This is a genomic window from Providencia sp. PROV255 (assembly GCF_028478065.1).
GTDB lineage: Bacteria > Pseudomonadota > Gammaproteobacteria > Enterobacterales > Enterobacteriaceae > Providencia > Providencia rettgeri.
In genome coordinates, this window is the sequence record NZ_JAMPMI010000034.1 from 1 (window position 1) to 10,004 (window position 10,004).

At 40.0% G+C, this 10,004-nt stretch carries 11 protein-coding genes and 3 pseudogenes; 13 read left to right on the forward strand and 1 reads right to left on the reverse strand.

Annotated features, from left to right (window positions below):
• Positions 1-434 precede the first annotated feature (434 nt).
• The 4 genes from PR725_RS21675 to PR725_RS21690 all read left to right on the forward strand — a co-directional run bounded on the left by PR725_RS21675 (position 435) and on the right by PR725_RS21690 (position 5,630).
• Positions 435-998: an RES family NAD+ phosphorylase gene (locus PR725_RS21675; protein ID WP_196719011.1), complete on the forward strand. Its 564-nt coding sequence runs from the start codon at positions 435-437 to the stop codon at positions 996-998.
• An 867-nt stretch (positions 999-1,865) separates the two neighbouring features.
• The gene (locus PR725_RS21680; protein ID WP_272570403.1) at positions 1,866-3,236 is read left to right on the forward strand and encodes a DUF3427 domain-containing protein; all 1,371 of its coding nucleotides are present in this window, start codon (positions 1,866-1,868) and stop codon (positions 3,234-3,236) included.
• Positions 3,237-3,639: 403 nt separating this feature from the next.
• Entirely contained in the window at positions 3,640-4,761 is a 1,122-nt protein-coding gene (locus PR725_RS21685) for a PIN domain-containing protein (protein ID WP_272570404.1), read from the forward strand.
• A 101-nt stretch (positions 4,762-4,862) separates the two neighbouring features.
• Positions 4,863-5,630, forward strand: coding sequence for a hypothetical protein (locus PR725_RS21690; protein WP_272570405.1), 768 nt, complete (start codon positions 4,863-4,865; stop codon positions 5,628-5,630).
• 27 nt (positions 5,631-5,657) lie between these two features.
• On the opposite strand, the pseudogene PR725_RS21695 reads toward PR725_RS21690, so the two are convergent.
• Positions 5,658-6,350: pseudogene (locus PR725_RS21695) on the reverse strand (site-specific integrase); the annotation flags it as partial.
• Between PR725_RS21695 and PR725_RS21700 the strand changes: the two are divergent.
• The 9 genes and pseudogenes from PR725_RS21700 to PR725_RS21740 form a co-directional block, all read left to right on the forward strand.
• A pseudogene (locus tag PR725_RS21700) lies at positions 6,340-6,939 on the forward strand (phage major capsid protein); the annotation flags it as partial. The pseudogenes PR725_RS21695 and PR725_RS21700 sit on opposite strands and share 11 nt — an antisense overlap.
• Before the next feature lie 46 nt (positions 6,940-6,985).
• Positions 6,986-7,276, forward strand: a complete 291-nt coding sequence (locus PR725_RS21705) for a DUF7210 family protein (protein ID WP_272570406.1) — start codon at positions 6,986-6,988, stop codon at positions 7,274-7,276.
• On the forward strand, positions 7,276-7,596 hold the full coding sequence (locus PR725_RS21710; RefSeq protein WP_117162328.1) for a head-tail connector protein: 321 nt from the start codon (positions 7,276-7,278) through the stop codon (positions 7,594-7,596). The genes PR725_RS21705 and PR725_RS21710 overlap by 1 nt, the downstream gene beginning before the upstream one ends.
• Positions 7,593-7,928: a phage head closure protein gene (locus tag PR725_RS21715; protein WP_264967609.1), complete on the forward strand. Its 336-nt coding sequence runs from the start codon at positions 7,593-7,595 to the stop codon at positions 7,926-7,928. Before PR725_RS21710 ends, PR725_RS21715 begins: the two co-directional genes overlap by 4 nt.
• A complete protein-coding gene (locus PR725_RS21720) occupies positions 7,915-8,304 on the forward strand; it encodes a hypothetical protein (RefSeq protein WP_272570407.1) in 390 nt (129 codons plus the stop codon). The genes PR725_RS21715 and PR725_RS21720 overlap by 14 nt, the downstream gene beginning before the upstream one ends.
• Entirely contained in the window at positions 8,301-8,714 is a 414-nt protein-coding gene (locus tag PR725_RS21725) for an HK97-gp10 family putative phage morphogenesis protein (protein WP_272570408.1), read from the forward strand. The genes PR725_RS21720 and PR725_RS21725 overlap by 4 nt, the downstream gene beginning before the upstream one ends.
• A gap of 23 nt (positions 8,715-8,737) precedes the next feature.
• Positions 8,738-9,199 carry a phage tail protein gene (locus PR725_RS21730; protein ID WP_210786530.1) on the forward strand — a complete coding sequence of 154 codons (462 nt, stop codon included), beginning with the start codon at positions 8,738-8,740 and terminating at the stop codon, positions 9,197-9,199.
• Positions 9,199-9,681, forward strand: a complete 483-nt coding sequence (locus PR725_RS21735) for a phage tail tip fiber protein (protein ID WP_272570409.1) — start codon at positions 9,199-9,201, stop codon at positions 9,679-9,681. Before PR725_RS21730 ends, PR725_RS21735 begins: the two co-directional genes overlap by 1 nt.
• Positions 9,678-10,004 (forward strand): annotated as a pseudogene (locus PR725_RS21740) (DUF6453 family protein); the annotation flags it as partial. The gene PR725_RS21735 and the pseudogene PR725_RS21740, both read left to right, overlap by 4 nt.

The window sequence follows — 10,004 nt, forward strand, 5'->3', positions numbered from 1 at the left end:
TAGTATTTATTCCTTGTGATTAGCTTTACAGTGTTGGTTACTGAAGCTATTAATGTTAAATGAGTCGGTTATTTGTGTTTCACATCAATTGAATAGATAGGGGATTTAACAGAATCAATAATATGCATTAGACTGAGAAATTTACAAACAGAAATTTTGTTTAGCGGGTTCGTATATGGCTGTTAGTAAGAAGAATTTAATTCATCAGTCTGAGTTTGCTTGTTAGGACAGTTATTCACAATTCGCAGACTATGTTCGCAAGACTAGCCGTTACATCTTAAGTAAAGAGCAGAATGTATTCCTTGATACTGTTCTAGCTACAATCAAGGGACGAGATCGTGAGTTGAAAGAGGGGGAGCATTTTTTACAGGGCTCAGCTTGGTATAGATCTTTGTGATAGGACCGATAATGATGGCAACTGGATCGAAGAGGATATGTTAGGTTTTAGAGCTTCTCGTATGAAGCCTTTGGTTGATAGAGCCAAAGAAGGGCGTGCAAATCCCTCAGGCATTCCAGTGCTATATGTAGGTACAACAGTAAGGACTGCGATTTCTGAAGTGCGGCCTTGGGTCGGTGCTAATGTTTCTTTAGCAACATGCAAACTTTTATCTCCATTGAGGGTACTCGATCTTTCGCTTGGTCATGGTAAGTCCTCACTTTCTGGGTCTATTTTTAGTTATATACTCGGTGTAAAAGAGCTTACAGCACAACAGAAAGAGAAAGCTGTTTGGACTGATATTGATAACGCATTTTCAACGCCAGTTACGCGGTCGGATGATAAGGCTAATTACGCACCGACTCAAATACTGGCTGAGCTTTTTCGCAGTGCTGGGTATGATGCAATAGCATATAAAAGCCATTTCGGAGATGAGGGCTATAACATCGCAATATCTGATTTAGATTCGGTCGATGTAGTTAGTTGTGCTCCCTATCAGGTAAAAACGATAAATATTATTGCCGAACAGGTAAATAATGCATGGTATAAGACTTCTAGCTAATGAATCATGTTTTTATGTTTGCAAGGCTTAACATGAAAACTATTATATATTTCAGCAAAGGATAATTAATTTAGTGTGATGGTAAAAAAGCCTAATTCTTTTAAGAAAACTGAATAATAAATAGTTATTGATATTTACTTTGAATTCAACTCCCTGTGAGGGAGCTGAATTGATATTTATTGAGTAGTTGCAAGCTATTGGTAATTCCATTAATGATTGAGGTGAAATAGTTTGTAAGCCCCCGTCTGAGTTCATCAATTCTCTTATCAATATTCAGATGAAAATCATCTATTTCACGCTGCCGCCATGCGTTGACTAATAACCTAAGTTGCTGCTGGAAAAAGACAATGTATTCCTTGACCGTTTCCGTGGTTCCTGAATATAGGGCTTGCCAGTGATTATATTGGCTATTGAAGATTAAGGCTAATGGTCGGGATGGTTTTACGAAACTATCATGTATTGGTTCGATAGTAGAGGTAGTGGGAGAGCTTTAATGTCGTCATGCAGTACATCCTACAGCACAATTTCAACATGAAATGGTTTGAAACTCGTTATAAATCAATTAATTAGGCTGGCGGGAGTTGAACCCGGGTCCGTAATTTTTTAATGCATTGATTATAAAAGGGTATTTTTACGAAATTTCAATCATGTGCACTAAGCGTGCACATGGAGGACTGTTCGCTGTCATATTGTTGTCGATGTCCTAAAAAACTGGTAGCAGAGAAATACCGAAGTTCCTATAGATTAAATGGATGCTATAAATTTAGTTACCAATAGTTATTAATTAATATCCTAAATATGAGATTGAGATATATTGATTAAGAGTTAAACTTGTTTTCATGTTGATGCTGAGAATAAGGAATTAAGTTGGATAAGCTAATAACAAAATTAGGAACACAAATTGCTATTTCTGATAAAACTAAACGAATCAAAGAACTATGGGCGATAGCAAAACCTCTTTCTTCTCAACATATTAGACACGCCGCTTTAAAGTTAGATGAATCAGATGAATATATGAGTGCATTTAAAGATTCAACTGGTTTTGATGTGATTGTTGATTCTAAGAAGTATCCTCCTAAGGCCATACTTGGCAGAGCTCTATCAGATTATTATGGAGTCGAATTTCTTCCAGAACACTTTACTGGAGGGGAAGGTAGTAGTTGTTTTCGAATCTTGAAAGATTTACGCTTTGAAATCGTTGGTAAAAATAAAATAAAACGTGAACATGAGTTTTTTGATTATTCAAGTTTTGTTGTTGGTGAAGAATATACTAAGTTAAAAGCTTTTGAAAAAGCGGGAGTTTGGGTTCCTAATCATGCACGGGACATCCCTGGACCAACTAGATTTAATAATTGTGTTGTACTATTTGTTACTCTAGAAAAGGACCATAAAGAGCTCGCACATAAGTATAATGATGAATTCATACTGAATGGCAAAATGTTTCAGTGGGAATCTCAAAATAAGAATACAGAAGAAACGCCACATATAAAGAAAATCATTAATGGAGAGCCTGTTGTACTTTTTGCTCGAGTTCATGAAAAAATAAAAAGCAAATCACAGCCATTTATATATGTTGGCCAATTACAGTATGTTAAACATAACCATACAGTTGATAGAAAAAATATTCCTATTGAAGTGATCTTCGATGTATTAGAGTACCAAAATCCAGCTAGCGATAAGTTAGTTAGTTTATATGAATGGGTGCCTGGTATTACTACAGAATACGAGTTTATTGATATTTCAAAAATAGCACTCAATAAAACTAATGCACCGGAAGCCACAAATAAAACAGCTGGACGGGGTAAAAATAACAGGAAAGTTAAAATCAATTGGGCAGAACGTGATGAAAAAAATAGGAATCTAGGATTGATGGGAGAGAAACTAGTTCTTGAATATGAAATTCAAAAACTGAATGAGCTAGGGTTAACACATTTAGCAGAAAGAGTAACCCATACTGCAGAAAGCTCCGATTCTGATGGTTATGATATCCTATCTTTTGATGAGCAGGGTATTGAGAAATATATTGAAGTCAAGACTACAAGGCAGTCAAAGCATTCACCTTTTTTTATATCAAGAAATGAGGTGGAATTTTCTAAGATACAAGGGCTGCAATATTGGATATATCGAGTCTATAACTTTAATGAGAAAAAAAATGAGGCAGATTTTTATACTATACAAGGATCTGTGGAAAAACATTTCGATTTAATTCCACAAAGTTACAAAGCTGCTCCAAAGTAGTCAGTAATGTTGAGCCATTTTTATATATAAAAGCTCAGATATATTTATAATTTGATTTTAGTTTAACTTGATTTAATTATTAGTGTTGAGTTGGATTAATTCAGCACTAATTTGGCAATGCTGCGACACAGAGCTAAATCTAATCCGATGGCCTGCTCTGTGCCAATAGCGGACGTTCTGGCACTGTAAAAAATATTCTGTTCGCAACAGGGCATCGCCACCTATTATTAGACGAATTAATCAATAGTTATAGTAAAGTCAAATACCCGCTGTACCTATAACCTTTTGTCAGTTATGAAAAAGCGATGTAGTATTATATACATTAAATTTATAATGGGCGAACAGTACGTGTTTAAATACGGATCTTTCCGCCGAATCAGCGTTATGTTCCATGGAGCCATCAATGACAGGTGAAGAAGAAAAGGAATATGGAGCAATCTTAATAGATACATCAATTTTTGATGGCAATGGTCTCCGTCTTGAAAAAGGGCTACTTAGTAAACTGTCTCAGTTCAAACAAAGCCCAATCGTATACCTCTTTCCAGATGTGATTAAAAACGAGGTCTTAAGACATCTAGAAAGCAAGATCAAAGTTTCAAGATCTGCGTTAGAAAAAACGCTAAATGATGCTGGAGACCACCTTTTTTTTGAAGGCAGTGAGTTAAATGATGCCAAACAGACATTAATAGGCAGCAAAGAGATCGAAGGTTTAGCCGATAGTAGAGTAGATAATTTTATAGAGTCAACCGGCGCTTTGGTTTTAGATTGCGGTGACTATGTGTCTGTATCTGATCTTCTTGCAGGATACTTTTCTAACAACCCGCCATTTGCGGAAACTGGAAAGAAAAAGAATGAGTTTCCAGACGCAATTGTTCTAATGGCCGTCGAGAGTTGGGCTGATCAAAATAATTTAAATGTTCTAGCCATCGCAAAAGATGGAGACTGGGAAAGTTATTGCACAAAATCTAAACGCATTGACTATATAGAAGATTTCTCAAAGGGACTTGCTGCCTTTAATAGAACCAATGGACCTTATGCATTGCTGGTTAACTTGGAAAGAGCGTTACATGAGAATAATGCGGAACATTTTCTTTTAGAAGTTGGCGCTGGGTTGGAATCCGCATTAAATGGAATAACGCCAGATCAAGAAGCTGATTCACATCTCTTTTGGGAGCCAGAAGGTTGTCATGCTTGGTTCAAAGAATTTGAGCTACTTGATAATGAATTCAGAATAGTTGATAAAGATGATGATTGGATTGTCTTGGAGGCTATGGCAAAAATTACTGTTGAAGCAGAAGGTGAGTTCTCTCTTTCGGATTATGACTCAATCGACAGAGATCATGTTTATATGGGGGGCATCACTGCTACTGCTATTGAAGAATTTGAATCAGAAATCTTAATTACAATATCTGGCGACTTAAACGGACCAATCGATGAATTAACGGTTGATGATGTTGAAGTAGTGAGTACGATCGGATCAATTAACTTCGGTACTATTGAGCTTGATTACGGTGAAGATTATTAGAATGACACATAACAAAGCACTGCTACGGAGAATTTACTCGCTAACGCTCGCAAATTTCCGCAGAGTGCAGCGTCAGCCATTTGGTATGGAAAATTCAATTCATGAGTGATCTAGACTATCATAAGCAAGCATTTAATAGAATGGGCTGGTTTATCCCGCCTTTCGTACAGCTTGGTTATTTAGGACGAGTTGCACAACAAATTTATGAAGGTAAAATCTGTGAGAGGACCTTAGAAAGCCACCTTGCGTGGATTTACTCTCCAGAGAATCTAGCTGCAATGGTTTCTGAACGTTATCACTCAGTTCCTTACGTCGGTGAATACAGCGAGACCATCGCCGAATGCGTTGAGGCTTATTTTTTGGGACTCAACCATATTGCAGTGTCTGGCCTAATGCCGGTAATTGAAGGGGCTGGCCGCAAGCTTGCTGAGAGCCGTTCTGTACAAGTAACTAGCATTAAGAGCGTATTTAAAAATTTGGCGGCTGATTGCAAAAGCGATGTTATCGCTAACAATATCGGTGCAGTAGGTGAAATTGTTTCAATGATAGATGCCTTCATAGAATTTACCGACAATAACCTATACATCAATTCAAACAACTACCCTTTGAGTGACAATACCAACAGGCACGGTATATTGCATGGTGCTTTCAGTGATGCGGATTATGGTGAACCCTTAAACTTTTTCAAGTCTATCGGGGCTATTGATTTCCTTTGCTTTGTTTCCGCTTTGAAGGCTCCGATATCATTTTTTGCCCCATCGTCTACAGTGGAGTCCAAAAAACTGGCCGCGTATTACCGGTTATGCGTTCAGCTTGGGCAAAGAAAGCCAACTGCGGCTAAAAAGGCCATGCACGCGACAAGCGCGTGATGGTACGTTCTAATGTCAGCTATTCGCTCAAGCCAGACTGTCAAGTTTACCTACGCCTGAGTCTGAGTCTGAGTTAATGTAATAATTGTCATACCTCACCGTACTCCCATCATACTCCTTAAGATACCCTCCATAGTGCCTAAACAGCATCTCTGGCCCCTTGTGTCCCATTTGCCCAGCTAGCCAAAACAGGTTAGCGCCTTGGCTAATATGCTTCGTGGCAAAAGTATGCCTCGTTTGGTAAGGATTGCGATATCTGATACCTGCTTTTTTCAGAGTTGGTACCCATGCTTTTTTCCTGATCGCATCAGCACCTGCCCAGGCTTTATTTGTTTTCGGGTCTTCGAAAATTACACAATCTTTCATAAACGTGAATTGCTTTTGGTTATTAAGGGCATTCATGGCCTCACTATTCAACTCTACCTTTCTAGTGCCAGCTTTAGTTTTGGTTTTCTTAATAACACCAACTACGCTGGCGGATTGCACGTGTGCAGTATTTTCTATGAAATCGATATCACTCCATCTTAATGCACATAATTCAGAGCTTCTTAACCCAGTATTAATGGCAAACTGAAATAAGTTTTTCCATTGCTCATATCTTGCCGCAGCAAGTAGGGCTGATACTTCTTTAGGCGACAAGGGATCAACGATATAACTGCTTTCATTGTCACTATTATTAGATTGATACCTTGAAGCAGATACAAGGCTTAAAGCATCTAAGCAAATCTTAGATGACTTTTCACAGTTGCAGTCACTGGTTGACGCAGAAATGCGCTACGGGTTGAAGTTTGTGGAAGAGCAGGAAATCTTATTTGGTGATGGTTCTGGAGCGCACTTACACGGCATCATTCCACAGGCGTCTAAATTTAAAGCGGAGTTTGAGGTAGAGAAACAAAATGGCATTGATGATCTGCGACTTGCCATGTTGCAGGCTCAGTTAGCACGATTCCCAGCCTCTGGTCATGTGTTGCACTTTGTTGATTGGGCGAAAATTGAGTTAATGAAAGATACCTTAGGCCGTTATATTTTAGCAAATCCAGCGGCACTAACGGGACCTACTCTGTGGGGATTACCTGTTGTTGCCACTGAAACTGCCGCTTTCAAAGGTAAGTTTTTAACTGGGGCATTCAATGCAGGGGCTCAGTTATTTGACCGTGAGGAAACTAACGTTGTCATTTCTACTGAGAATACTGATGACTTCGAGAAAAACATGATTTCCATTCGTTGCGAGGAACGATTGGCATTAGCGGTAAAACGACCTGAAGCCTTTATTTATGGTGATTTTACGGCACCAAAAACAGGTGAATAATCCATGAAAGCGGTCAATAGGCCGCTTTTTCTTTTTGGGGTGATCTATGAAACTAAAGATATTACGTGCAATTTATTTTGGTAATAAGGTAGTTGTAGAAGGTGAAGAAATAGAAACACTGGAGCAACATGGCCGTGAACTCGTTTTAAAAGGCTATGCAGTTGAAATTGAAGGTGAACAGAATCCTGTAGAGCCAGAGCCAGAGCCAGAGCCAGAGCCAGAGCCAGAGCCAGAGCCAGAGCCAGAGCCAGAGCCAGAGCCAGAGCCAGAGCCAGAGCCAGAGCCAGAGCCAGAGCCAGAGCCAAAAAAAGAAACTAAAGGCAAAAAGGAGAAATAATGCTTTCTCTTGAACTTATCAAACAACAACTCAGATTAGAGATTGATTATGTTGAAGAAGATGATTTGTTAACACTTTATTCAGCAGCGGCGCTTCGTTTGATTGAAAGCCATACAAGGCGGACATTAGTTCAAGAGTCTGAGGCAGATATCGACCCTGAGTTGAATTTGGTTTTTAGTGGTGACGTACGCCTTGCGGCACTGCTGATCATTGGTCATTGGTATGCTAATCGAGAATCTGTTGTTGTTGGCGCGTCTGGCGCTCAACTTCCGCTGGGGTTTGATGCTTTATTACAACCTTATGTGAGGTATGGGATATGACATCGATTCAAGCCGGCGAACTCAATAAACGTATTGCGTTATCACGCCCAGAAGAAATCAGGGACGATTTTGGTGAACCTAAAACAGAGTTAGTAAAAGTCACTGACGTATGGGCCAAAGCAGAAGCTATATCTAATCGCAAAATTCGCACTGCAGATCAGCAACAAGTTATCGAAACCTACCATTTCACCATCCGACCTCGTAGCGATATCAATGTGGGATGGATAATTGCTTATCAAAAGCGCAACTTTACGGTGCGCGCTTTAGATAGAAACCAGTCAGACCGTTTAATTATTACAGCGGAGGTCGACAGTCGACATGATAGAAACTGATATCAAGGCAGACTTAGAGCGACTAACGGGATTGAACGCTTACCCTGTCGCGCTTCCTTCAAATGTGCTTGAGGGGGTGACTTATCAGAAAATAAGTGACCCCAAAATGATAACCGGCCTAGCTAAAACATCTCTTGTTCAAGCGCGATTTCAAATTACCTTTCAGATCCCTAATGACTATTCAAAAGCCTTAAAGCTTGAAAAAGTAGTGCTCAATGCATGGGAAAACATCATTCATGGTCACATTGGCCGTTATCCCGTTCAAACAGTTCAGCGAGGTAATTTCATGCAGAACCGAGAAGAACAGACGGATAAACGGGTTATTTGGCGTGTGATGCGTGATTTTTTTATCACTTATCCCGAGGGGGCTGAATGAGGGTAACCGTTGAGATAAAAGGCCTCAAAGAATTGGAGTATGAGTTAAATCGTTTAGGGGAGGACATTACAACAAAAGTGCTACGGCAGGCAGGGCGTGAAGCGATGGCACCAGTGCTGGAGGATATGAAGCAGCATGCAGGATATGATGCAACCAGTGAAGCAGAGCACATGCGAGACAGTATCAAGATCCGCACAACGAGCCGCATGAAAGACCAAAAAACGTTATCTGTTATGACGGTTCGTGTGGGACCAAGTAAAGCTCACGCAATGAAAGCCAAAGCGCAAGAATTTGGCACAGTAAAACAAATTCCTAGTCCCTTCATCCGTCCAGCATTGGACTACAACCGCCAGTTTATTTTAAACACGCTAGCCGCTGAAATACGCGCTAGCATCGAAAAATATCGTTAATTCATTTAGTTGGAGTAAAAGTTATGGCAGATAAAACTTCGCCAGAGTACGCCGTTCTTCCTGCTGGCACCATTGTTAAATGGGGTAAAGTCAGTGATTTACCAACAGCACTGAAACCACTGATTAACTGTAAATCTATTGGTGCAACAGGTACTACAGGTAGTTTTGTTGATTGCACAACGTTAATTGATTTAAATAAGCAATCAATCTCAGATTTACCCGACGGGCAAGAGAAGACGCTGGGGTTTATTGATGATCCCGAAAATGCCGACTTCGCAGCATTTTTAACAGCAGCTGACGCAAGAGAAACCGTTCAATTCTATGTGCAATTCCCAAATAAACGTACAGCAACAATACTATTAGCGCTGGCGGGTTGGGAGTTGAATGACGTTAGTGCGCCTGCTAGTGAGGTTATGCAAATCACGGTTAAAGGTAAGCAAAACAATGTTAAATGGGGTGTGGCTGCTACAGGGGGCACAAAATAATGTCTCTAAAATCATCATTACTAAATGGTTCTGCGATTTACACAATTAAGACCGGTATTAATTGGAACGGCCAATACTATGACGCTAAGTTTCTCATGGGCGCAACTGTTCAGAATGGAAAAGTGGTTACACAAATTGGTTTCAGTGCGGATACCTTCGGTATTTTCAATCCATCCAGCGGCAAGTTGGAGGCTGTTTTCTTTGTAGAAAATGGTCAGGTGTTCATCAATGAAGCGTTTATTAACAAGGCCACAATTGAAAAGCTTCTGGTTGGTGTAGAAATTAAGTCAAAACGCTATGAAAAAGGAAAGGCTGGGTATCGGCTTGATGCGGAAACAGGTAGCGCGGAGTTTAATAAATTGGAAGTTTATGGCGATTTTAAAGTGAGTGGCGATGCTGGGCGTGTCATTTTAGATGCAACGGGACTGATGATTTATGACCAATCAGGGCGATGGGCGGTTAAAGTTGGGAGGAAACCATGAGTGATCTGGGCTTATTTATTAACCCTAAAGATGGAGGGAAATCCATTGAATTAACAAAAGATAATTACCCTCTCACGTTCATCACTAAAATTACCACCCACCCCAGATATCCGCAAAAAGACAACAGAAACAAGTCCGTTAATGTGCCCGGGCTCTCTCGGTATAACGTGGTGATTATTCCCTCAGCACTTTGTCATTTTCTAGCCTATGGTTCGGTACAAATGGTAAGAGTCGGTAGCTATTGGACTTCAGGAGATACTTTCCACTGCTATTATGATGAGTTCGGTGGCCCTGATGGTTGGTTGCCGGGAAGTGATGGTGAG

Excerpts from the sequence above, each read along its gene's own strand:
- PR725_RS21710 (WP_117162328.1), top strand. The coding sequence starts at position 7,276 with ATGCTTTCTCTTGAACTTATCAAACAACAACTCAGATTAGAGATTGAT.
- PR725_RS21730 (WP_210786530.1), top strand. The coding sequence starts at position 8,738 with ATGGCAGATAAAACTTCGCCAGAGTACGCCGTTCTTCCTGCTGGCACC.
- PR725_RS21705 (WP_272570406.1), top strand. The coding sequence starts at position 6,986 with ATGAAACTAAAGATATTACGTGCAATTTATTTTGGTAATAAGGTAGTT.
- PR725_RS21690 (WP_272570405.1), top strand. The coding sequence starts at position 4,863 with ATGAGTGATCTAGACTATCATAAGCAAGCATTTAATAGAATGGGCTGG.
- PR725_RS21725 (WP_272570408.1), top strand. The coding sequence starts at position 8,301 with ATGAGGGTAACCGTTGAGATAAAAGGCCTCAAAGAATTGGAGTATGAG.
- PR725_RS21685 (WP_272570404.1), top strand. The coding sequence starts at position 3,640 with ATGACAGGTGAAGAAGAAAAGGAATATGGAGCAATCTTAATAGATACA.
- PR725_RS21675 (WP_196719011.1), top strand. The coding sequence starts at position 435 with ATGTTAGGTTTTAGAGCTTCTCGTATGAAGCCTTTGGTTGATAGAGCC.
- PR725_RS21715 (WP_264967609.1), top strand. The coding sequence starts at position 7,593 with ATGACATCGATTCAAGCCGGCGAACTCAATAAACGTATTGCGTTATCA.
- PR725_RS21720 (WP_272570407.1), top strand. The coding sequence starts at position 7,915 with ATGATAGAAACTGATATCAAGGCAGACTTAGAGCGACTAACGGGATTG.
- PR725_RS21735 (WP_272570409.1), top strand. The coding sequence starts at position 9,199 with ATGTCTCTAAAATCATCATTACTAAATGGTTCTGCGATTTACACAATT.